Here is a 22,725-nt window from a genome sequence, read left to right on the forward strand (position 1 = left end):
CTGTATTACATAGGAAATAGAAAAAAGGAGCATTAAAATGACTGAAATTATCACTTTTCCACAAAACTCTGCTATTTATCCAGAAATTAACATCAAAGCTTTGAATCAAGCGGTGAAAAATATCTGGCGTCTGGTACAGCAGCAAACTTCAGGCATTGAAATAATCCAGGAAAAAACGCTGCGGGTCGGCATATACAGCCGTGATCTTGACGAAACGGTACGTATCTCTGTGCCTCACCTGCAAACGATCCTGCGGCAGCTCCCTCCTCAAGAATACTTTCAGACCATCGTCGAAATTGATGCAGAGCTGGAAAATCCTGAGCTGGACGATGAAACCCGGGATACGCTGTTAGAAGCACGTTCAGAGCAGATCCGCAGCCTGAATAAAGATGTCAAAAACGTTATTCTCAACTTACACAATGAAGCTAATCAACTGACCAGCAAAATTGCTGATGTGCGTAACGTTGTGATTTCAGAACGTCTGGGAGGAGTCCTGGAAGAAGAACAAGCGCGAAAAGTGGAACTGCAAGCTGATATTGCCCAGAAGGAGCAGAAAAAAACCAAGCTAGCCGAAGACCGCGACAAAATCATCGCAAGCCAAGATGTCATTCGCCAATACAATCTGGCTGATATGTTCAAGGACTACATTCCCAATGCCAGCGAAGTGGACAAATTGGACATAAGCAACCCTAAAAAAGAGGCCATCAAACAGGCACTTAAGCAGGGAATTGAAATCGCCAAAAAGATTCTCGACAATATTTCTAAGGGTCTGAAATATATAGAATTAGCTGATGCCAGATCCAAACTGGATGAGCAAATTACTCAGTTGAATAAGGTGTCCGATAACCTGAAAAACCAGTTGAAAGAGACAGAAAAACGCATTACCGGTATCAGCGCTGCACAACAAATCGAGACAGAGCGCACCACACTACTAAGCCAGGCAACAACATTGGAACAAGTATGGAGCATATTTGCCAATCAATTACAGGAGACAATAGACAATAAAACTGACCAGCAAGATCTGACCAAACTCATACATAATCAGCTGAACTTCCTTAATAATCTGGAGTCGCAATACAGCACGCTCCTATTGAGCTAAACACAACTGTCCCCGGGCTTTCACCAGGTAATACAAAGTATAAGCATAATAGGTCAATGAAACTTATGTGAAGTACAGCTCAGGGGGAAGAAAGCGTTATCAACAACTCACAATAACCCGGTAAGGGTAGCCTTACCGGGTCAGGTTATTGACCAATCTAGCGATCTGTTCGCCACAACACTATTCACCGGATTGGATTTGCAAGTGCAGAAAGATGAGCAGGGGAATAAAAATCAATGAGTCGAGAACAAATCGGCGACCATCAAAACCCATCGTGGCGCGGGAACAGGTTCCCAGCAGACGCCGGATAGATTTAAGCGAACACACCATACATCAAAATCAGTGTCGCAAAAAAGGGGAAACATAGATTTGTTGGTTAGCCATATCATTTTGTATATACAAAATGATAAACAGCTAGTGCATTTCATCTGTTTGTAATACAAAATTTCTTTGATTTTATGTGAGTTATATTGAGTTGTTTAGATCTGTTTCGTGGTGTAATCTGTATATACAAATCAACCATGAGTTAAAGACACCGAACCACATGAAGCTCTTGATATCATCAAAAATCAGGTTGAAGTTAGCAGGTAAAATCCCTCCGGTTAATGAAGAGGATGTACTCCAGTGTTTTTGTAATCGGGTCGGGCGTTTTCTTGAGGACACAAGAGAAGACAACAGAACTGACCCGCCAACTAAGTGGTTTATATCTGAAACTGATTATGGTGTTAAGTTAAAGATAGTCTTTATCTATTACCCAGAAAAAGGGGTTGCTATAAGGACAGCATACTCACCTAATGAAGATGAATTGAGAATTTACGAAAAATACGGTCTAGGAACAGAAAAATGAGCAAACAAACTGATAAGCGAACAAATAACCTGATAGCTTCCACTGATGAAGCATGGGATAACCGTGAGCTCGGTTGCAGTGAGGCTCACGTTAAAGTATCTGATGATATGACAGAAGATCTGATTAATGAAGCATTGGAGTTACAGCTAATATCAATCAGATTAAATAAGTCTCTGATAGAAGACTTTAAAATGATAGCTGACCTTAATGGCTTAGGTTATCAACCACTAATCAGACAAGTTTTAAATCGCTTTGCTAATTGTGAAAAAAAACGGATTCTTATTGAAACTCACAGCAATGCAATGAAAAGTAAAAAAAGAAAATCAGTCAATAAGCGCAACAAAGCTGCTTAACTACATAGCACATAAATGTTTAAGCCTCTTTAGGACTTTAATGAGATGGTCGCCCGATAAGCGGTACGCTAACAGGGTGACCATAAATTCTCTCTAATACCTAAGTCCGGAACTCCACCAGACTCAGGCCATTTAACTTTGAGCTGATTCTTTCATTTTTGGTGATCGGCAAACTGTTTTCTTTTTCAGTGATTAATTCGCTAAGGGTAAAAAAAACAGGTATCCATTAACGCCAGATTTTAAAAGGTACAGAGTGACTAAAAACGGCTTATTCCCTGTCATGTTTAATGTATTTACCGACGATATTATCTTCGGCTTATTTTACATTTACCTAACCTGCCATAACCATTTAAAAAAACAAAAACAGAGATATTAAATCTTTTATATAAAAGACAAATTTAAATATAAGCGCAGTTTTTTAAAAAGACGTTAATCAAATTTAACCGAAGCTCATTAACCATTAACAGAAAATTTAAAAAAATCAGCGAAAAAATAATATTTTCCTAAAAAATATAAAGAAAAATATTTATACCATCAAGCTATTTACCGTCTGATTTATAAAGATAAAAGAAAGGAGTGTAATTTATGAAAGCTATTAAAAATTGCCAGTGAAACAATACCAATAAAGATAAAAAGCAAGTATGACTAACGTTGATTAAATGTAAAACACAATATACCTGATGATTAAACTTAATAGAAACCAGGCATTAAAAGTAGTTTAAAACCTACCTATCATAAAGCTATCAGTGGAAAATGAGAAAAAGGAATTGGCTTTATTAATGCTTATATACCCGGTAAAAAGAATAAATAAGAATATGCAATAGATTAATCAGACAGTATATTTAAAAAATCAACCGATTTTAATAACGTTTTCAACTAGAGATTAAATTTTTATCCGCCAGTCAAATAATCGTTTATAAAGAATACGAATGACAAAATCCGAAAATAAATGATTTAACAAAGTACAAACTGGATTACTTTTATCGTTATTATGTTGTATTTATTATGCAATGCCGCAATACATTAAATATGTCCGTTTAAATTTTTTGCACTATTTTACCCTGTCCAATAACATTGCTTTTTTACGGTTTTATTTAAATCATACCTTTAATGTAATTTAACGCTAAAATAAATTTATAACGTTACTTTTCAAAGTTATTTTCGCACTCTGTTAACGCTTAAATATCCATTTAAATATTATAACCTTTCTAGCTAATTAATCCCCCTGTAATAAAACATTATTAAATGAACTTGCTGATTTATTTAAACATCATTTAAATAGACATGGTTTTAATAGAAAACCTAAAATCATATGACGAGACTATTTTAATCAATAAAAGATTTTATTTTTATAACCAAAATATTTTCAAAACTAACCCGGTAAGGACAACCTTACCGGGTTTCGATTATTCCAAATAATTCATCACAACCGACTGACTATTTAGAGAATGATTTTCGCTTGTTGCACCACATCAATCAGTGGCTGAGGCCAGATACCCAGCGCCAGCACTAATAATGCAGAAATCAGAACGACCATCCCGCCGGCAGTTAAGGCCCAATTCCTTGGTGCATCACGGTTAAGGGCTTTCGGCGCGTGTAAGTACAGACTGACCATCACTCTCAGATAGTAATAAAGGCCGATAGCACTGCCAAGAACCACCGCCGCAGTCAGCCACCACAGTTCAGATTGCACACCCACGACAATCACATAGAACTTACCAATAAAGCCCAGCGTCATTGGGATACCCGCCAGTGATAACATCATCACCGTCATGACCGCAGACAAAATCGGTTTATACCAAAACAGACCACGGTATGAGTAGAGGGAATCCGCATCCGGCCCTTTATATGGGCTGGACATCAAGCTAACGACACCAAACGCACCGATGCTGCTAAACAGATAACCCGCCAGGTAGATACCCACGGTTTCTTCTGAAAGCTGATGGTTTTGTACCGCTACCAGCGCCACTAACAGATAACCTAAGTGCGCAATAGAAGAGTAACCAAGCAGGCGTTTGATATTCGTCTGGGTCAGCGCCATTAAGTTACCGAACAACATAGAGGCAATCGCAATGACGGTTAATACCGTACGCAGCGCTTCATTGTCCGCCATCGGCGCTTCAACGAACAGACGCATCACTACTGCGAAAATCGCTATCTTACTGGCGGTTGCCAGAAAGGTAGAAACAGGTGCAGGTGCCCCCTGATAAACATCCGGCGTCCAAAGATGGAAAGGGACCAGCGACAATTTGAAGCCAAGACCAACAACCATCATACCCAAACCTGCCAGTATTAAAGGTTGATAGATATAGCTGTCAGACAAACGATGCCCCAATGCAGCAAAAGAGAGATCGCCGGATTCCGCATAGAGCAACGCAATACCAAACAGCATGAAAGACGATGCCGCCGCAGACAGTAGCATGTACTTAATCGCCGCTTCCAGAGAACGTCTCTGACGATATGCATAACCAATCAAACCAAATAGCGGCAAAGTAAGCAGTTCAATACCGATAAACAATGACGCCAGATGGTTTGCACAAGCCAGAAGAATACCGCCTACGGTCGCAATCAGCACCAGCAGGTAGAACTCTTCTTTGTTATCCGGATAATTTTCCAGCCAGGAATAAGCGAAAGTAGAAGTTGCCAAGCTCGCAACCAGCACCAAGCCGATATAGAGCATAGCGTAGCCGTCCACATGAACCAGTGGTGTGACATCCATCGCGTCCTGCTGCCCAACAAAGTAGAGGGACAGCAGAGCCAGATTCAAACCTACTACGGTCAGCGTGGTATTGATAAAGTGATCGCGTCGCCACGCAATGGACAGCATCACAACCACTACCGTCAATCCGACGATCAACAGCGGTAACAGCGCGATCAGTTGTTGAGGAGTTATTGTCATGGCGAATTACGGCCTTGTAGTTGAAATTGAAGCTGAATACCAGGTCTGGATGTTATCCATCGCTGCCGCTGAAGTATCAAGGATAGGTTGTGGGTAGAAACCCATCACCACCAGTAATATCAACAACAACATGACAATAGATATTTCCCGCATATCCATCCGTCTTAGTGGTTCATCTGATTTTGGCGCTCCGTAATAAGCACGCTGCATCATATACAGGGCATATACAGAAGCGAAAACCAAGCCGAACACAGAAATCGTGATAATTAACGTGTATTCACTAAAACTGCCAAACAGAATCATAAACTCACCGACAAAGTTACCGGTTCCCGGCATCCCCAGTGTCGCAACAGCAAAGCACAGCGATAATGCAGGCAAAAACTGCACTCGTCGCCACAAACCACCCATTAAACTCATATCACGGGTATGCAAGCGCTCATAAAGCTGACCACAGAGAATAAACAGGCCCGCGGCTGATAAACCATGAGCAATCATCTGGATAATCGCCCCCTGGTAAGCAAGCTGACTGCCAGAGTAAATCGCTATCAACACAAATCCCATATGCGAGATACTGGTATAAGCAATCAGGCGTTTGATATCTGTCTGGCTGAATGCCATCCATGCGCCATAGAAGATCCCAAGCACACCCAGCCACATCGCGATTGGGGTGAATTCATGAGAAGCCTCCGGGAACAACGGCAAGCCAAAACGCAACAGACCATAACCCGCCGTTTTCAGCAAGATCCCCGCCAGGTCAACAGAACCTGCGGTTGGCGCCTGACTGTGAGCATCCGGCAACCATCCATGCAAAGGCACAACCGGCATTTTTACCGCAAAGGCGATGAAGAAACCCAACATCAGCAGGTATTGAACGGTATGTGACATCGGCGTATTCAGCAATTTCTCATAACTGAATGTCCATTCGCCTGTCCCGTTGTAGTGCACCAATACCAGCGCCATAATCGCAATCAGCATCACCAGACCGCTCGCCTGGGTATAAATGAAGAATTTGGTCGCTGCGGTGATACGGGTCTTACCGCCAGATCCTCTGTGTCCCCACAATGCAATCAGGAAGTACATCGGCACCAACATCATTTCCCAGAAGAAGAAGAACAGGAACATGTCGATAGCGAGGAACACCCCCATCACACCACCCAGGATCCACAGCAGGTTCAAGTGGAAGAATCCCTGATACGGCTGGTTTTCCGTCCATGAACAGAGAATAGCCATCAGCCCCAACAACGCAGTCAATACGACCATCAGCAAGGATAAGCCATCCAGTGCAAGGTGAATGCTGATACCAAAACGTGGGATCCACGGCATAAGAAATTCTGATTGCCATTGCGGGATCCCCTGCGGATTAGCCAGGGTATAGCCCCCCTGCAACCACAATTGCAGTGAGAGCACCAGAGTCAACCCCATCGAAATTAACGCGATCCAACGTGGTACACGGGTACCAAAGCGTTCAGTCTGCCAACTCAGCAAACCTCCGATGAAGGGCAAAAGAATTAGCCAAGGTAATAGCATGGCGCAATGTGTCCCTTAAATTAAACCAGTAGCAGCAGAGCTAAAACCAGCACTGCACCCAACCCCATAGAGGCAACGTACCAACGGACTTGTCCGTTTTCACTCAGGCTAAGACCTTTGTTACTCCAGCGTGATAACACCGCCGGAATATTCATCAGTGAATTTAGCGGATCGTTTCGCAACAAATGGGTAATGCTCTTAAATGGCTTAACAAATACCCAGTCATATAGAACATCAAAGCCCCAGGCATTAAACCACCATACGGAAAAGAAGCGTCCCGGAGCACTTTGCGCCACGCTATTCACCAACTGACGTTTACCTAAATACAGTGCCATCGCCAGCAAAATACCTGCAACCGCAACCACACCAGAAACCACTTCCAGCATCATTTTACCTGTATCGCTCGTTGCATGGTCTACCGGCAACACACCCGCCAGTGGTGGCGCAATCAGTGCGCCCACAAAGGTGGAAAGCACCAGCAATACCAGTAATGGCAGGTGATGGGTAATCCCTTTAACAGAGTGCGCTTTGGTTTTCGCCTCACCGTGGAACACGATAAAAATCATACGGAAGGTATACAAAGAGGTCATAAACGCACCTGCCAAACCCGCCAGCATCAGATTGATATGACCATGTGACATTGCCCCCCACAGAATTTCATCTTTACTGTAGAAACCGGCAGTGACGATTGGCAACGCCGATAGCGCCGCGCCACCGACCAGGAAGCAGGCATAAACCAGTGGAATGGATTTACGCAAGCCACCCATTTTGAAAATATTCTGCTCGTGATGACAGGCCAGGATGACGGAACCGGATGCCAGGAATAACAGCGCCTTAAAGAATGCATGCGTCATCAGGTGGAAAATTGCCGCATCCCACGCCTGAACACCCAATGCCAGGAACATGTAGCCAATCTGACTCATCGTTGAGTAAGCCAGTACACGTTTAATATCGGTTTGCACCAACGCAGCAAAACCTGCCAACACTAGAGTGACAGCGCCAATAGTCCCAACCAGTTGCAGGATTTCCGGGGCCATCAAGAACAGACCGTGGCTGCGGGCAACCAGATAAACCCCTGCGGTCACCATCGTTGCGGCGTGAATAAGCGCAGAAACTGGCGTCGGACCAGCCATCGCATCGGCCAGCCAGGTTTGTAACGGCAATTGAGCTGATTTACCGACTGCTCCCCCTAATATCATCAGGGTCGCCCAAGTAATCACCGAAGAACCGGCTTCCAGATGTTGCGGAGCCAAAACCGCCAATTCGCGGAAGTTCAAGGTTCCCAGATTGTCATACAGAATAAACATGCCGATAGCCAGGAAGACGTCGCCCACACGGGTAACGACAAAGGCTTTCATTGCCGCAGCGCCATTTGCCGGGTTGGTATAGTAGAAGCCAATCAGCAGATAACTGCACAGCCCCACCCCTTCCCAACCGAGATACATCAGCATCATGTTATCTGCCAGAACCAGTATCACCATGCTGGCAATAAACAGGTTGGTATAAGCGAAGAAACGGGAATAACCCTCTTCACCACGCATATACCATGAGGCATACATATGGATCAGGAAACCGACACCGGTGACCACACTCAGCATGGTCAGAGACAAACCATCGAGAACCAGAGTGAAAGGAATACTGAAATCCCCGACTTCCATCCAGTTCCACAAGTTTTGACTGTAAACCAGATCACCCGCCACATTCTGGCTGTTGAAATCAATAGCAACCCACAAAGTCACCAGCGCAGCCAGACCAACAGAACCAATCCCAACGGTGGCTGATGTGTTTTCAGACCAGCGGCCACGGGAAAATGCCAACAGCAAAAATCCCAGCAGTGGCAGCAGAATTGTTAAATAGAGTAAGTTCATCCGCGCATCTCACTGACTGTATCAATATTCAGACTCTGGCGACGACGATAAAGCTGCAATAACAGCGCCAGGCCAATACTCGCCTCTGCCGCAGCCAGGCTAATAGCCAGAATGAACATCACCTGACCATCCGGCTGACCCCAATAGCTGCCTACCACCACAAAAGCCAAGGCCGCAGCATTAATCATCACTTCAAGGCCAATTAACATAAACAACAGATTACGACGGATAATGAGCCCGGTCAGGCCCAGAACAAATAGGATTGCCGCCAAAATTAGTCCATGTTGAAGAGGTATCATGGTTGCTCCTCCGCGTTTCGGTTGCTGAGAACTTCACCCTGTTTGTGTTCACGGCCAATGTGATAAGCCACCACCATACCGGCCAGTAACAACAGAGAGGCCAGTTCAACGGCCAGCACATATGGGCCAAACAGGCTGATGCCCACTTCTTTGGCGCTGACAACTTCACCTGAGATATTGTCGGCAATATCACCATGAGAAACGTTGACAATGGTATACACCAGCACGATAAGCAACACGGCTGACAGCAAACCCGGGCCAACCCAAGTTCGCGGTTTCAGCCAAATACGCTCCTGTTCAACAACAGATCTGCCAAGGTTAAGCATCATCACCACGAAAACGAACAGCACCATAATGGCCCCGGCGTAAACGATGATCTCCAGCGCCGCGGCAAAATAAGCGCCCAGCGAAAAAAACACCGCTGAAAGCGCCAGCAGAGAAACAATCAAATACAAAAGCGCGTGTATCGGATTGGTGTGTGTAATCACCCTGATGGTTGCCAATATCGCAACCAGCCCGGCGGTATAAAACGTAAATTCCATGAATATCGCTCCTTACGGCAACAGGCTTTTAACGTCGATAGGTTTCGCTTCGTTGTCGGCTTCACCTTTTGATTTGCCGTCAATCGCCATACCTGTCTTACGGTAAAAGTTATAATCAGGATATTTACCCGGACCCGAAATCGTCAGGTCATCTTTTTCATACACCAGATCCTGGCGCTTAAACTCCCCCATTTCGAAATCCGGCGTTAACTGGATTGCGGTAGTCGGGCAAGCCTCTTCGCACAGGCCGCAGAAGATGCAGCGTGAGAAGTTAATGCGGAAAAACTCCGGATACCAGCGACCATCTTTATGTTCGGCCTTTTGCAATGAGATACAGCCGACCGGGCAAACTGCCGCACACAGGTTACAGGCAACACAACGCTCTTCGCCGTCCGGATCGCGCGTCAACACAATACGGCCACGGTAACGGGGTGGCAAATAAACCGGTTCTTCAGGATACATTTGGGTTTCGCGCTTATGAAAGGCATGCAGGCCAATCATCCAAATACTGCGTACCTGGGTGGCGAAACCAACCGCTAACTCTTTCAATGTCATGGTTCATTCCCCCCTTATTGAGCGTTGTACAAAATCACTGCCGCAGTCGCCAGCAGGTTTAGTAAGGTCAGCGGCAAACAGATTTTCCAGCCAAACGCCATTACCTGGTCATAACGCGGGCGCGGTAAAGATGCACGTATCAGGATAAACATCACCATGAAGAACGCAGTTTTCAGCGCAAACCAGACAAACGGCGGCAGGAATGGACCGTGCCAACCACCAAAGAACATTGTCACAATTAGGGCAGAAACCGTGACAATACCGATATATTCACCAACGAAGAACAGACCAAATTTCATACCGGAGTATTCAATGTGGTAACCATCAGCCAACTCCTGTTCTGCTTCCGGCTGGTCAAATGGGTGACGGTGACACACGGCCACACCCGCGATAGCAAAAGTCAGGAAGCCAAAGAATTGCGGAATGATATTCCACATGTGTTCCTGTGCGTTGACGATATCCACCATATTGAAAGAATCGGCCTGTGCAACAACGCCCATAAAAGAGAGGCCGAGAAACACCTCATAACTCAGTGTCTGTGCAGAAGCACGCATCGCCCCCAACAGGGAGTATTTGTTGTTACTTGCCCACCCGGCAAACAAAACCGCGTAGACAGCCAGACCCGCCATCATCATGAAGAATAAAATGCCGATGTTGAGATCCGCAGCCATCCAGTTAGGCGTAATCGGCACAATGGCAAAGGCAAGCAACAGAGAACAGAAACCAATAACAGGCGCTAAGGTGAAGATCAACCGGTCAGCAAAACGCGGCACCCAGTCCTCTTTGAAGAACATTTTGATCATGTCGGCCACGATCTGTAATGATCCGCCCCAACCGACACGGTTTGGCCCATAACGGTTCTGGAACAGCGCCAGCAAACGTCGTTCACCAAAACTCATCAACGCCCCGCAGGCAACCACCACCACCAAGATCACCACTGATTTCAGAATAGCGATCAGTACATCAATAACGTCGGAGGTTAACCAACTCATTGTGCCGCCTCCCGCAGATTATTCACTGAAACACCCGCCAGTACCGGAGGAATACCCGGCATTCCCATTGGTAAGCCAATCTGACCCTGAGCGAGCTTTTCACTCAGACGGACTGCCAAGCGCAGTTGCTGACCAAAACAATCAAACTCCAGAACAGAACCTGTTTTCACACCCAGTTGATCCGCATCTTTGTTATTGAGCATCACATAAGGCTCCGGCATGCGTTCCTGAATCACATCGGAACGTTGGGTTAATTCTTCACTGCCAAACAGGTGGTGGTAAGGAGCGACGACCCATTGGTTATCCTGTACAGAAAATTCCGCCGGAATCTGATCAAAGTAGTTCAGACCACCGTCAGTTGTTTCAATCAGACGTACCCCCGGATCACCAAAGCGCAAATGACCCCCGACCTCCGCCTGGAATTTATTCCATGCCTGCGGTGAGTTCCAGCCCGGCGCCCAGGCAAACGGAACCTGCTGACGAAAGGCATCAGGGCTATTGTTGCCTTCCATTGAGAAAGCAAACGGCGAGTCAATATCCTGAGGCTGACGCTGCTCATGGACACTGAGATTCGCCAGCATCGCAGTACGGCCGCTGTAACGGTGCGGTGAACGCGCCAGTTTCTGACCACGGATGCGGAATGTGGAATCAGGCGCAGCATCAACAATGCCCTTAAGCTGTGGCATCACGTCAACACAGGCATCAATGACATGGTCAAGCTGAGTCCAATCTAAATGACATTCGGTATAAGTCATGTGCAGGGAGTGCAGCCAACGCCAGCTCTCCAGCATCACCACGGATTTGTCGTAGAAAGAGGGCTGGAAAACCTGGAAATAACGCTGCGCCCGGCCTTCCTGATTCACCAGCGTGCCGTCGCTTTCTGCAAAACTGGCAGCCGGAAGAATCAGATGGGCTTTATCCATGATAGCCGTGCGCTGATGGTCAACCACAATCAGGTTTTTCAGCTTGTTCAGTGCGTCATCGACCTTATCAGCTGCCGCATGCCGGTAGAGATCATTTTCCATCACGATAGCCGTATCAGATTGACCACTGCTGATACGTTGCAAAGCAACATCCAGTGGTTGAGCCTCCATCATTCCCAATCCAATGCTGTTCGCATAGATCGCGACAAATGACAGGCCGACATCTGAGCCTTTATCTTTCAGCGCCCAGGCAACATTGGCCGCTGCCTGAATGATCGCATCACTGCCCACGTTACTGCCGCTGATAATCAGTGGTTTCTTCGCGCCAATCAGTGCCTGCGCAACCATTTCCACTTTCGCTTTCAGTTCGTCAGGTAAATTTTCGACCGCCGGCGCAGTGTTATCCAATGCATGAGCGACGGCGAAACCAAAACGAGCCTGATCATCAACCGGCGCACGGTAATTCCACGCCGCGATATCATCCAGACGGGTATCATCCACGTTAGTCACAAATAGGGGATATTTAGCATGCTGGCCGATATTCATCACCGCGGCAATCTGCCAGTCAGCGACTTTCTGAGCTGCCGCCATTTCGCGGGCTTTGCCTTTCACCGCCTGACGAACGGACAGTGCCATACGGGCGCCGGTCTGAGTCAAGTCTTCACCTAAAATCAGTACCGCATCATAGCTTTCAATTTCACGCAGCGATGGAGTATAAACACCACCCTGCTGGAGAATTTCCAGCATCATATCAAGACGTTGCTGTTCAGCAGCGGCAATCCCGCTATAGAAGTTTTCCGCCCCCACCAGTTCACGCAAGGCAAAGTTGCTTTCCAGGCTGGCGCGTGGTGAACCAATACCAATAGCATTTTTGGCCTGACGCAAAATATCCGCCCCACCCTGCATGGCCTGTTCAGCGTTAAGCGAGATCCAATGATCGCCACGCAGTTGCTGTGGTTGACGAGGACGGTCTTTACGGTTGACATAACCGTAACCAAAACGACCGCGGTCACACATAAAGTAGTGGTTTACCGTGCCGTTATAACGATTTTCAATACGGCGTAATTCACCATAACGCTCCCCCGGGCTAGTGTTACAGCCAATACTGCACTGCTGGCAGATGCTTGGCGCAAACTGCATGTCCCATTTACGGTTATAACGTTCAGAATGGGTTTTGTCCGTGAATACCCCGGTCGGGCAGATTTCAACCAAATTACCAGAGAACTCACTTTCCAGCGTGCCGCTTTCAGGACGACCGAAATAGATATTATCGTGAGCGCCATAGACACCAAAATCCGTGCCATCAGCGTAGTCTTTGTAGTAGCGCACACAACGATAACAGGCAATACAGCGGTTCATTTCATGAGAAATAAACGGCCCCAATTCCTGGTTATTATGAGTTCGCTTAGTGAAACGGTATTTACGGAATGTATGGCCGGTCATCACGGTCATATCCTGCAAGTGGCAGTTGCCCCCTTCTTCACACACCGGGCAATCATGCGGGTGGTTAGTCATTAACCACTCAACCACACTCTCACGGAACTGTTTAGCCTCTTCATCATCAATAGAGATAAAGGCGCCATCCATTGCCGGAGTCATACAGGACATAATCAGACGACCGCGCGTATCATCCGCATTTTGGTATTGCTTTACCGCACATTGGCGGCAAGCGCCAACGCTTCCCAGCGCCGGATGCCAGCAAAAATAAGGAATATCTAGCCCCAAAGAGAGGCAAGCTTGTAACAGGTTATCAGCCCCGTTTACATCATATTTTTTGCCGTCTACATGTATCGTAGCCATAGTCAGCATGCTTCCAAGTGACCTGCTTTTCAGCAAGTGTTAATCAAAAATTCTGCTAATTTCGTGAAGAACCCATTACCAACGCTGCTTTAGCAGGTTTGGTTGGATACCCGCAATCAGGTGGGAATTCCCATAGTTTTTGGTCACAATTCCAGCTTCGAATTCATCACGGAAATATTTGATGGCACTCTGTAATGGTTCCACAGCCCCGGGTGCGTGAGCACAGAATGTATTACCCGGCCCAAGGAAGCGACAGAGCTGTTCCAACGTTTCGATATCCCCCGGCTGCCCTTCGCCACGTTCTAATGCCCGCAGAATTTTCACGCTCCACGGCAGTCCGTCACGGCATGGCGTACACCAGCCGCAGGATTCACGGGAAAAGAATTCTTCAAGATTACGGGTCAAAGAAACCATGTTGATTTCATGGTCAACAGCCATTGCCAATGCAGTGCCCAGACGGCTGCCCGCTTTAGCGATATTTTCGAAATCCATTGGCAGATCCAGATGGTCAGCGGTCAAGAAGTCTGTCCCTGCGCCACCCGGTTGCCACGCTTTGAATTTCAGGCCGTCACGCATGCCGCCAGCATAATCTTCGAGAATTTCACGAGCAGTCACACCGAATGGCAACTCCCACAACCCCGGATTTTTCACCCGACCGGAGAATCCCATCAGTTTAGTACCGGCATCTTTACTCTTGCCCGCACTCAGGCCGATATACCACTCTTTACCGAATTCAAGAATTGAGGGAACGTTGCATAAAGTTTCAACGTTATTGACACAAGTGGGTTTGCCCCATGCGCCGGAAGTGGCTGGAAATGGCGGTTTTGAGCGAGGGTTAGCCCGGCGACCTTCAAGGGAATTAATCAGCGCGGTCTCTTCACCACAAATATAGCGCCCTGCGCCAGTATGAACAAACAGCTCAAAATCAAAGCCGCTGCCCATAATGTTTTTACCCAGTAAACCTGCCGCTTTAGCTTCTTCAATGGCTTTACGCAGATGCACCGCCGCTTCTACATATTCACCACGCAGGAAGATATAACCACGATAAGCTTTCAGGGCAAACGCACTGATCAGCATTCCTTCCACCAGCAGGTGAGGAAGTTGCTCCATTAACAGGCGATCTTTGTAAGTACCCGGCTCCATTTCATCTGCGTTACACAGCAGATAACGGATATTCATGCTTTCGTCTTTTGGCATCAGACTCCATTTCAGACCGGTGGAGAAACCGGCGCCTCCACGGCCTTTCAGCCCAGCGTCTTTTACCAGAGAAACCACTTCCGCCGGAGCCATGCCTTTCAGCGCTTTTTCAGCGCCGCAGTAACCACTTTTGCTGCGGTACTCATCCAGCCATACCGGCTGTTTGTCATCACGCAGACGCCAGGTAAGAGGATGGGTTTCCTCAGTACGGATCATTTCTTTTATTCCTGAATGTGCTGTCATGGATACTGCTCCAGTAACTTCTCAATCTCTTCAGGTTTGACCGAACTGTGAGTATCGTCATCGATCATCATGGTCGGACCTTTATCACAATTACCCAGACAACAAGTTGGCAGCAGCGTAAAACGCCCGTCTTGGGTCGTCTGGCCCGGACAGATTTTCAAATGCCTTTCAATAGCGGCTTGGACATCCTGATAACCGGTAATGTGGCAAACCACGCTGTCACAGTAACGGATAATATGGCGGCCCACTGGCTGACGGTAAATCTGGCTGTAAAACGTCGCCACGCCTTCCACATCACTGGCGGGAATACCAAGAACATCAGCAATCGCGTAAATGGCGCCATCCGGCACCCAACCACGATGCTTCTGCACAATTTTCAATGCTTCGATAGAAGCGGCACGCGGGTCTTCATAGTGGTGTTTTTCATGCTCAATCGCATCGTGCTCTTCGGCGCTCAGTACAAAATCTGCTTTTGCCTGAGACTCTGTCACGTTAACCACATCAAGGCGCGCCTGTTGAGCATTCGCGTTAATTTCACTTTGCATAGTTAGCGATCCACATCAGACATAACAAAATCAATACTGCCCAGATACACGATCAGGTCAGAAACCAAGCTACCGCGGATCACCGAAGGAATCTGCTGTAAATGAGGGAAACTCGGTGTACGGACACGGGTACGATAACTCATGGTACTGCCGTCACTGGTCAGATAGTAACTGTTGATACCCTTAGTTGCTTCAATCATCTGGAAAGACTCATTTGCCGGCATTACCGGTCCCCATGACACTTGCAGGAAGTGGTTAATCATGGTTTCAATATGCTGCAAAGTACGTTCTTTCGGTGGCGGCGTCGTCAGTGGGTGATCGGCCTTGAATGGGCCTTCAGGCATATTTTTCAGACACTGTTTCAGGATCCGCATGCTTTGGCGCACTTCTTCAACTTTCAGCATCACACGGTCATAACAGTCGCCGTTATTACCAATAGGCACGTCGAACTCAAAATTTTCATAGCCAGAGTATGGGCGCCATTTACGCACGTCAAATGCAACACCCGTCGCCCGCAAACCAGCTCCGGTCGTGCCCCAGTCAAGAGCTTGTTTGGAATTATAGGCGGCAACGCCAATAGAACGGCCTTTCAGGATGCTGTTTTTCAACGCCGCTTTCACATAGGAATCAAGGCGTTTCGGCATCCAGTCCAAGAAATCACTCAGCAATTTATCCCAACCACGCGGCAGATCATGCGCCACACCGCCAATACGGAACCAGGCCGGATGCATACGGAAACCGGTTATCGCTTCCACCAGATCATAAATTTTTTGGCGGTCAGTAAAGGCGAAAAACACCGGCGTCATCCCACCGACGTCCTGAATAAAGGTCGAGATATACAACAGGTGGCTATTAATCCGGAACAATTCCGACAACATGACACGAATGGTTTTCACCCGGTCAGGCACCTCAATACCCGCCAGTTTTTCCACCGCCAGCACATAAGGCATTTCGTTGACGCAACCACCAAGGTACTCAATACGGTCTGTATAGGGAATATAGCTGTGCCAAGACTGGCGCTCACCCATTTTTTCCGCACCGCGATGGTGATAGCCGACATCCGGTACACAATCGACAATCTCTTCGCCATCCAATTGAAGAATGATACGGAATGCGCCATGAGAAGAAGGATGGTTAGGACCAAGGTTAAGGAACATAAAGTCCTCATTATCGGTACCCCGTTTCATTCCCCACTCTTCCGGCTTGAAAGTCAACGCTTCCATTTCCAGATCTTCTTTCTGTCGGGTTAGTTCGAAAGGATCGAACTCTGTCGCACGGGCCGGATAGTCCTTACGCAGCGGATGCCCTTCCCAGGTCGGCGGCAACATAATGCGGCGCAGGTTCGGGTGGCCGTTAAAGACAATCCCGAACATCTCCCATGTTTCGCGTTCATACCAGTTGGCATTTGGAAACAGAGGAGTTGCAGTTGGGAGATGCAAATCTTTCTCACTGAGCGCGACCTTCAACATAATGTCGCGGTTACGTTCAATAGAGAGCAAATGATAAAACACAGAAAAATCCGCGTCAGGCAGCCCCTGGCGGTGAGTACGCTGGCGTTCATCCATGCCATGCAAATCAAATAGCATGACATAAGGCTTAGGCAGTTTTTTCAGAAAAGTGATTACTTCCAGTAATTGTTCACGCTTTACCCAGACAACCGGTATACCGGTGCGGGTTGGCTGAACAGTAAAGGCATCCGGGCCAAAATGGTTACGTAGTTCACTCACGACCGGATCATCAAGATGGTCATGAGTTTGCCACGCAGGCCGGGCACTTTCTTGCGCTATCTGATCTATCATCATTCTTCACCACAACGCTTTGATCAGTGTTTGTTTTGATCAGGTATTGTTATCGCAACACATTGCTCTGGTTACGCTGTACGGCTAAAAGCCCTAAACTTCATCTGGCGTACGCAGATTTTTCACTGCGATACGTTCCCCGTGCTTACGTTCTCTTTCTGACTGCATATTGGCACGGTAAACCCCTTGATCGCCCACGACCCAAGACAATGGGCGACGTTCTTTGCCGATCGACTCCTGCAACAACATCAGAGCCTGCATATAAGCTTCAGGACGGGGAGGACAACCAGGGATATAAACATCAACGGGGATAAACTTATCAACCCCCTGAACCACAGAGTAGATATCGTACATACCACCAGAGTTGGCGCAGGCTCCCATTGAGATAACCCATTTCGGCTCAAGCATCTGGTCATAAAGACGCTGAATAACCGGGGCCATTTTGGTGAAACAGGTTCCAGCGACCACCATAAAATCCGCCTGACGGGGTGACGCCCGCAAAACTTCAGCGCCAAAACGGGCGACGTCATGAACGGCAGTAAATGATGTCGCCATTTCCACATAACAGCAGGAAAGACCAAAGTTATAAGGCCACAGGGAGTTTTTACGTCCCCAGTTCACCAAATCATGCAGGGCGTGTTCCAATTTGCCCATGTAAACACTGCGGTGGACATGTTGCTCCAGTGGGTCAGCGACAATTTCCTGTTTTTGCAGGGGATAACGGTCATTCTCACCGTTCGGATCTATGCGGGTGAGCGTATAATCCATCTTTATGCCTCGCTATTACTGCGGATGACTATTGTTAATGTTAATCACAACGCTTGGTTTACTTACCTGACGACTTGATCGGGATGGCGTCCAATTCAGCGCACCAATACGCACCAGGTAAAACAAGCCTGCCAATAACACCAAAATGAAAATACTTGCTTCGATAAAGCCTAACCAACCACTCTCTTTGATAGAGACTGACCATGCATATAGAAACAGGGCTTCGACATCGAAGATGACAAAGAACATGGCGACCAGATAGAACTTGGCCGACATACGGAGACGAGCACTGCCGACAGAATCAATACCTGATTCATAAGGGATATGTTTTGCCCGGGCTTTAGCTCTCCCGCCCAGAAAAAATGCCCCTAACAGCATCAAAGCACACAGACCGAAAGCACCTAAAAGAAATACCGCGAATGCCCAGTGATGGGCAAAGAGTTCAGTGGATGTTGACATACTCATTGCTTACTCATCAAAAGTGGTGTCAAAAATGTCTGCTCTTTTGTCTGGCAGTGTTGCACCACATCGATTCAAGGGAAGGGGTAACAACCAAATCTGAAACACTGCTAATCAATGATTGATGGAGTGAATCTTCTTGGTTTTTACTCCTCTCAACAATATTTTGTCTGTTATGACAAAATTAATCTAACATTTATTTACAAACAACAAACTTAATCTTAACGGATCGTGCTACCACACTGCTAAAACGTGTCAGTCACTTGACATGCAAACAGCATCGGAATCCAGTTTAACCGATAACTCGCTTTTACTACATCATTATCTCAGGAAAAACCGGCCTTTCCACTGTTTCATAGGAGGTATTTCTTTGATCAAGTACACAATTCAGCAGAAAAAAATGTTAACACTGATGATAATTCATTCAAATCTGAGGAAATTATATTTTTCATCCATAAGATAAGAAAAAAATCACGGTTAACTACAGAAACTCTTATTTTATCAATTCTGCAAATTATTACTTTGTTAACAATATAACAATTTGTTAACCAAATCAGGGCGGGGTTAGGAAAAAAGCTACCGTATATTCAATGATCATGATAACGGTAAAATAAGGTGAGTTTAGTTGATGATTACTTATAAATATAACTGGAAAGCTAATACCTCCTTTCATCCATAATGGAGGTATTAGCAAAAGTAAATGCCTTAGATATTACTCATCAATAATATCTTCGTCATCAGAAAGCGGCTCTTCAGAAACAACCGATATAGTGTATGGGGTTTTCTTATTCTCTATCGCACTAAAAACAGTCAGAACAGATTCATTCTGTTCATTACTATGTCTATATAGAGAGAACTGGGTTTCAGGCAAACGAGGAAGCCCTTCACTCTCGCCTAAAATACGCAGATCAGCATTTTGCATTTCCAAAGGACGGGCAGTAATACCGACTTCTGCATTCACTGCCGTGCGAACAGCCGACAGAGAAGCAGCCTCATAAGCAACACGCCACGATACCCCAGCCTCATCCAGCGTATCCAGCGCCAGCTGACGGAATGGATTTGTTTCATCCATCACCACCAGCGGCACAGGCTCGCTTGGCTGTAGCTGAAAATCAGGAGCGCAATGCCATAATACCGGTGTCGAGCGCAGAACAGTCCGTGGATGATGATTGATCTTTGCCGTTGTTAACGCCAAATCGATCTCATGGTTATCCAGCATACTTTCAATAAATTGAGTTCGCTTTATACGAACATCTATTGCCATCCGCGGATAAACCGAAGCGATGCGATTTAACAAAAAAGGGAGCAGTGTATCCACAGTATCATCGGATGCACCGATTCTTAACTCGCCTTCTGCATCGCTATAGGTTAATGATGCACTGGCATCATCATTAGCGCGCAGGATCTGTCTTGCATAGCCAAGAAGTTGAAGACCATGCTCTGTAAGAAGCTTATTACGGCCGTGACGGGCAAACAACTCTCTGCCCACCAACTGCTCCAAACGTTGCATTTGCTGACTTACAGCCGATTGCGTTCTGCAGACTGCTGCTGCTGCTGCTGCGAACGTATTTAAATCAGCAACAGCAACAAAAGTTCTTAGCAGATCGAGATCGAGATTCATTATCGGACGATTTGCATTTATCATTGTTTATTCATCACTTTTTTTTGATTTTAATTACTAACTAACCTGGTGTTTTTACGTAAGCACTATCAAATTAAATAACGTCGATTAGACAGTACTCTACTCTATTAAATAGGGCAAAGATTTACTGCTGTTTTTTTACCTATTGAACCCATAGTGGGTTTTATTTTCTCCTCTCTCTTAGCAAAAGTTACTCGGATTCCTAAATAAACTAAGGACAATCCCTATTTACAACACCCTATATGTGATTTCTAGTTTGGTTATTTTGTTTTCTGACTCACGTCAAAGAATAACATAAGTTATATCAGAAAAACTAAATATAAAGTAAAAATCTACAATATTACTAATGTTTGATAATCCTATTCAGATAAATTTACAACTAGTTTCCAGAAATGCTCAAAAATATTGTTCGATCTTTCTAAAATATATAGTCCTCAATTGCCAATTCAAGACAAATCTTATACATAAGAATAAATTATACAAACACAATAACTTTTATTGGCAAATTGAACCGCGCTCATTTTCCCCCCACAACCATGCGACCACACCGCTGCGACGTTAAAAATGCCTCATATCCACACTAAAAAACAAGAATAATTCAGATTATAATTTCAATATTATAGTGAAATTTAGAATTTAAAACTAACATAATTTGCATAAAAAGATACTAAAATAACAACATCCCTACTAAAACAACCATTTTAACCAAATATATCAATGCATCTTCAAAACACCTGGAGGGAAGAGTACATTAAATGTCAGACGCTATATGCCAGGCCCCCTTTTTACCAAGACTAAGGTAAGACTCTCTATGCTAGCAGTTAAAAAATCCAGCAAATTAGATAATGTTTGTTACGACATCCGCGGCCCCGTACTCAAGGAAGCTAAACGCCTTGAAGAAGAAGGTAACAAAGTCCTCAAATTAAATATCGGTAATCCAGCCCCTTTTGGTTTTGAAGCACCCGATGAAATCTTGGTAGATGTTATCCGCAACTTACCAACAGCACAGGGTTATTCGGATTCAAAAGGTCTGTATTCTGCACGTAAAGCGATCATGCAACATTATCAAGCCCGGAATATGCTGGATGTGAGTGTTGAAGATATTTATATCGGCAATGGTGTTTCTGAATTAATCGTTCAGGCAATGCAGGCATTACTGAATACCGGTGATGAAATGCTGGTTCCTGCCCCCGATTATCCTCTCTGGACCGCAGCGGTTTCACTTTCCAGCGGTAAAGCCGTACATTATATGTGTGATGAAGGGTCAGATTGGTTTCCTGACTTAGATGATATCCGTAACAAAATTACTCCTCGCACGCGCGGGATTGTGATTATTAACCCCAATAATCCAACGGGTGCTGTATATAGTAAGGCGCTGTTATTGGAAATTGTTGAAATTGCCCGTCAGCATAATTTGATTATTTTTGCTGATGAGATTTACGACAAAATCTTATATGACGATGCAGAGCATCATTCAATTGCCGCACTTGCCCCTGACCTGTTAACGGTAACATTTAACGGATTATCTAAAACATATCGGGTTGCCGGTTTTCGTCAGGGCTGGATGGTATTAAACGGTCCGAAGAAGCACGCCAAGAGCTATATTGAAGGTTTGGAGATGCTGGCATCAATGCGTTTATGCGCCAATGTGCCAATGCAACACGCTATTCAAACCGCGTTAGGCGGTTACCAGAGTATCAGTGAATTCATTTTACCTGGTGGTCGTTTGTATGAACAACGTAACCGAGCATGGGAATTAATTAATCAAATCCCTGGCGTTTCCTGTGTGAAACCTAAGGGAGCTTTATATATGTTCCCGAAAATTGATGCGAAGCGTTTTAACGTTCATGATGACCAGAAGATGGTGCTTGATCTCTTATTACAGGAGAAAGTCCTGCTCGTGCAGGGAACTGCATTTAACTGGCCGGAACCCGATCATTTCCGTATCGTAACACTGCCAAGGCTTGATGAACTGGAGATGGCTATTCAGAAATTCGCCCGATTTATTGGCAAATATCATCAGTAAAAATAAGAACCATTTGATAAGCGGATATTACTGATAACAGGCATTATTCATACCATGAGTTCTACCGGTGTAGAAGAAAACCGACTTTCTTCTACACCGATTACAACGATACCGATTACACCGATAAATTACTCTCCCGATTTGTCTTCACTGGTGAAAACGTCATCTGTCAGCCAGAGAAATCCCTAGTAACCATTTCCATTACTTTCTTTTTACTGAGTATTCCCATAGATTTTTACGGTTTTGGTTTGCAAGTGGAGATGACTGGCATAATCCATATCAAATGACGACGCTTTACAAAATAAGGTCAGTCAATTTTCATTTTTTACCGGTAACACAAAC

At 45.7% G+C, this 22,725-nt stretch carries 20 protein-coding genes; 5 read left to right on the forward strand and 15 right to left on the reverse strand.

All coding sequences use genetic code 11. The annotated features are described in order from the left end of the window. The first annotated feature begins 37 nt into the window (after positions 1-37). Positions 38-1,099, forward strand: coding sequence for an alpha-xenorhabdolysin family binary toxin subunit B (locus ABR397_RS02535; RefSeq protein WP_350304336.1), 1,062 nt, complete (start codon positions 38-40; stop codon positions 1,097-1,099). A gap of 180 nt (positions 1,100-1,279) precedes the next feature. On the opposite strand, the gene ABR397_RS02540 is transcribed toward ABR397_RS02535, so the two are convergent. Beyond that, positions 1,280-1,429 (reverse strand): hypothetical protein, encoded by a 150-nt coding sequence (locus ABR397_RS02540; RefSeq protein WP_350304337.1) that lies wholly within the window; start codon positions 1,427-1,429, stop codon positions 1,280-1,282. Between the two features lie 214 nt (positions 1,430-1,643). On the opposite strand from ABR397_RS02540, the gene ABR397_RS02545 reads away from it, so the two are divergent. After that, positions 1,644-1,946: a hypothetical protein gene (locus ABR397_RS02545; RefSeq protein ID WP_350304338.1), complete on the forward strand. Its 303-nt coding sequence runs from the start codon at positions 1,644-1,646 to the stop codon at positions 1,944-1,946. Further along, positions 1,943-2,299: a hypothetical protein gene (locus tag ABR397_RS02550; protein WP_350304339.1), complete on the forward strand. Its 357-nt coding sequence runs from the start codon at positions 1,943-1,945 to the stop codon at positions 2,297-2,299. Before ABR397_RS02545 ends, ABR397_RS02550 begins: the two co-directional genes overlap by 4 nt. A 1,441-nt stretch (positions 2,300-3,740) precedes the next feature. Here ABR397_RS02550 and nuoN read toward each other — a convergent pair. The 14 genes from nuoN to hexA all read right to left on the reverse strand — a co-directional run bounded on the left by nuoN (position 3,741) and on the right by hexA (position 20,360). After that, on the reverse strand, positions 3,741-5,198 hold the full coding sequence (nuoN, locus tag ABR397_RS02555) for an NADH-quinone oxidoreductase subunit NuoN (RefSeq protein WP_350304340.1): 1,458 nt from the start codon (positions 5,196-5,198) through the stop codon (positions 3,741-3,743). 6 nt (positions 5,199-5,204) lie between these two features. Next, positions 5,205-6,725 (reverse strand): NADH-quinone oxidoreductase subunit M, encoded by a 1,521-nt coding sequence (nuoM, locus tag ABR397_RS02560; protein WP_350304341.1) that lies wholly within the window; start codon positions 6,723-6,725, stop codon positions 5,205-5,207. A gap of 20 nt (positions 6,726-6,745) precedes the next feature. Continuing rightward, positions 6,746-8,593, reverse strand: a complete 1,848-nt coding sequence (gene nuoL / locus ABR397_RS02565; protein WP_350304342.1) for an NADH-quinone oxidoreductase subunit L — start codon at positions 8,591-8,593, stop codon at positions 6,746-6,748. Beyond that, entirely contained in the window at positions 8,590-8,892 is a 303-nt protein-coding gene (nuoK, locus tag ABR397_RS02570) for an NADH-quinone oxidoreductase subunit NuoK (protein ID WP_036843392.1), read from the reverse strand. Before nuoK ends, nuoL begins: the two co-directional genes overlap by 4 nt. Next, complete coding sequence (gene nuoJ / locus ABR397_RS02575) at positions 8,889-9,434, reverse strand: NADH-quinone oxidoreductase subunit J (RefSeq protein ID WP_023045486.1); 546 nt, start codon at positions 9,432-9,434, stop codon at positions 8,889-8,891. Before nuoJ ends, nuoK begins: the two co-directional genes overlap by 4 nt. A 12-nt stretch (positions 9,435-9,446) precedes the next feature. Continuing rightward, entirely contained in the window at positions 9,447-9,989 is a 543-nt protein-coding gene (gene nuoI / locus ABR397_RS02580) for an NADH-quinone oxidoreductase subunit NuoI (RefSeq protein ID WP_021325718.1), read from the reverse strand. 14 nt (positions 9,990-10,003) lie between these two features. Continuing rightward, complete coding sequence (gene nuoH / locus ABR397_RS02585; protein ID WP_021325719.1) at positions 10,004-10,981, reverse strand: NADH-quinone oxidoreductase subunit NuoH; 978 nt, start codon at positions 10,979-10,981, stop codon at positions 10,004-10,006. Continuing rightward, positions 10,978-13,704 (reverse strand): NADH-quinone oxidoreductase subunit NuoG, encoded by a 2,727-nt coding sequence (nuoG, locus tag ABR397_RS02590; protein ID WP_350304343.1) that lies wholly within the window; start codon positions 13,702-13,704, stop codon positions 10,978-10,980. Before nuoG ends, nuoH begins: the two co-directional genes overlap by 4 nt. 75 nt (positions 13,705-13,779) lie before the next feature. After that, entirely contained in the window at positions 13,780-15,144 is a 1,365-nt protein-coding gene (gene nuoF / locus ABR397_RS02595) for an NADH-quinone oxidoreductase subunit NuoF (protein WP_350304344.1), read from the reverse strand. Continuing rightward, entirely contained in the window at positions 15,141-15,689 is a 549-nt protein-coding gene (gene nuoE / locus ABR397_RS02600) for an NADH-quinone oxidoreductase subunit NuoE (RefSeq protein ID WP_350304345.1), read from the reverse strand. Before nuoE ends, nuoF begins: the two co-directional genes overlap by 4 nt. 2 nt (positions 15,690-15,691) lie before the next feature. Next, positions 15,692-17,491: an NADH-quinone oxidoreductase subunit C/D gene (gene nuoC / locus ABR397_RS02605; protein ID WP_196815169.1), complete on the reverse strand. Its 1,800-nt coding sequence runs from the start codon at positions 17,489-17,491 to the stop codon at positions 15,692-15,694. A 90-nt stretch (positions 17,492-17,581) separates the two neighbouring features. After that, the gene (locus ABR397_RS02610) at positions 17,582-18,256 is read right to left on the reverse strand and encodes a NuoB/complex I 20 kDa subunit family protein (protein WP_021325722.1); all 675 of its coding nucleotides are present in this window, start codon (positions 18,254-18,256) and stop codon (positions 17,582-17,584) included. Positions 18,257-18,271: 15 nt separating this feature from the next. Continuing rightward, positions 18,272-18,721: an NADH-quinone oxidoreductase subunit A gene (locus ABR397_RS02615; RefSeq protein WP_023045489.1), complete on the reverse strand. Its 450-nt coding sequence runs from the start codon at positions 18,719-18,721 to the stop codon at positions 18,272-18,274. A gap of 706 nt (positions 18,722-19,427) precedes the next feature. Beyond that, the gene (gene hexA, locus ABR397_RS02620) at positions 19,428-20,360 is read right to left on the reverse strand and encodes a transcriptional regulator HexA (RefSeq protein ID WP_350304346.1); all 933 of its coding nucleotides are present in this window, start codon (positions 20,358-20,360) and stop codon (positions 19,428-19,430) included. 808 nt (positions 20,361-21,168) lie between these two features. On the opposite strand from hexA, the gene ABR397_RS02625 reads away from it, so the two are divergent. Then, positions 21,169-22,383 carry a pyridoxal phosphate-dependent aminotransferase gene (locus tag ABR397_RS02625; RefSeq protein ID WP_021325725.1) on the forward strand — a complete coding sequence of 405 codons (1,215 nt, stop codon included), beginning with the start codon at positions 21,169-21,171 and terminating at the stop codon, positions 22,381-22,383. A gap of 54 nt (positions 22,384-22,437) precedes the next feature. Then, a complete protein-coding gene (locus tag ABR397_RS02630; protein WP_350304347.1) occupies positions 22,438-22,572 on the forward strand; it encodes a hypothetical protein in 135 nt (44 codons plus the stop codon). Positions 22,573-22,725: the final 153 nt, after the last annotated feature.

Origin of the sequence: Photorhabdus viridis (assembly GCF_040256935.1) — a bacterium.
Classification (GTDB): Bacteria; Pseudomonadota; Gammaproteobacteria; order Enterobacterales; family Enterobacteriaceae; genus Photorhabdus; species Photorhabdus viridis.

Excerpts from the sequence above, each read along its gene's own strand:
- ABR397_RS02535 (WP_350304336.1), top strand. The coding sequence starts at position 38 with ATGACTGAAATTATCACTTTTCCACAAAACTCTGCTATTTATCCAGAA.
- ABR397_RS02540 (WP_350304337.1), bottom strand. The coding sequence starts at position 1,429 with ATGGTGTGTTCGCTTAAATCTATCCGGCGTCTGCTGGGAACCTGTTCC.
- ABR397_RS02545 (WP_350304338.1), top strand. The coding sequence starts at position 1,644 with ATGAAGCTCTTGATATCATCAAAAATCAGGTTGAAGTTAGCAGGTAAA.
- ABR397_RS02550 (WP_350304339.1), top strand. The coding sequence starts at position 1,943 with ATGAGCAAACAAACTGATAAGCGAACAAATAACCTGATAGCTTCCACT.
- nuoN (WP_350304340.1), bottom strand. The coding sequence starts at position 5,198 with ATGACAATAACTCCTCAACAACTGATCGCGCTGTTACCGCTGTTGATC.
- nuoM (WP_350304341.1), bottom strand. The coding sequence starts at position 6,725 with ATGCTATTACCTTGGCTAATTCTTTTGCCCTTCATCGGAGGTTTGCTG.
- nuoL (WP_350304342.1), bottom strand. The coding sequence starts at position 8,593 with ATGAACTTACTCTATTTAACAATTCTGCTGCCACTGCTGGGATTTTTG.
- nuoK (WP_036843392.1), bottom strand. The coding sequence starts at position 8,892 with ATGATACCTCTTCAACATGGACTAATTTTGGCGGCAATCCTATTTGTT.
- nuoJ (WP_023045486.1), bottom strand. The coding sequence starts at position 9,434 with ATGGAATTTACGTTTTATACCGCCGGGCTGGTTGCGATATTGGCAACC.
- nuoI (WP_021325718.1), bottom strand. The coding sequence starts at position 9,989 with ATGACATTGAAAGAGTTAGCGGTTGGTTTCGCCACCCAGGTACGCAGT.
- nuoH (WP_021325719.1), bottom strand. The coding sequence starts at position 10,981 with ATGAGTTGGTTAACCTCCGACGTTATTGATGTACTGATCGCTATTCTG.
- nuoG (WP_350304343.1), bottom strand. The coding sequence starts at position 13,704 with ATGGCTACGATACATGTAGACGGCAAAAAATATGATGTAAACGGGGCT.
- nuoF (WP_350304344.1), bottom strand. The coding sequence starts at position 15,144 with ATGACAGCACATTCAGGAATAAAAGAAATGATCCGTACTGAGGAAACC.
- nuoE (WP_350304345.1), bottom strand. The coding sequence starts at position 15,689 with ATGCAAAGTGAAATTAACGCGAATGCTCAACAGGCGCGCCTTGATGTG.
- nuoC (WP_196815169.1), bottom strand. The coding sequence starts at position 17,491 with ATGATGATAGATCAGATAGCGCAAGAAAGTGCCCGGCCTGCGTGGCAA.
- ABR397_RS02610 (WP_021325722.1), bottom strand. The coding sequence starts at position 18,256 with ATGGATTATACGCTCACCCGCATAGATCCGAACGGTGAGAATGACCGT.
- ABR397_RS02615 (WP_023045489.1), bottom strand. The coding sequence starts at position 18,721 with ATGAGTATGTCAACATCCACTGAACTCTTTGCCCATCACTGGGCATTC.
- hexA (WP_350304346.1), bottom strand. The coding sequence starts at position 20,360 with ATGATAAATGCAAATCGTCCGATAATGAATCTCGATCTCGATCTGCTA.
- ABR397_RS02625 (WP_021325725.1), top strand. The coding sequence starts at position 21,169 with ATGCTAGCAGTTAAAAAATCCAGCAAATTAGATAATGTTTGTTACGAC.
- ABR397_RS02630 (WP_350304347.1), top strand. The coding sequence starts at position 22,438 with ATGAGTTCTACCGGTGTAGAAGAAAACCGACTTTCTTCTACACCGATT.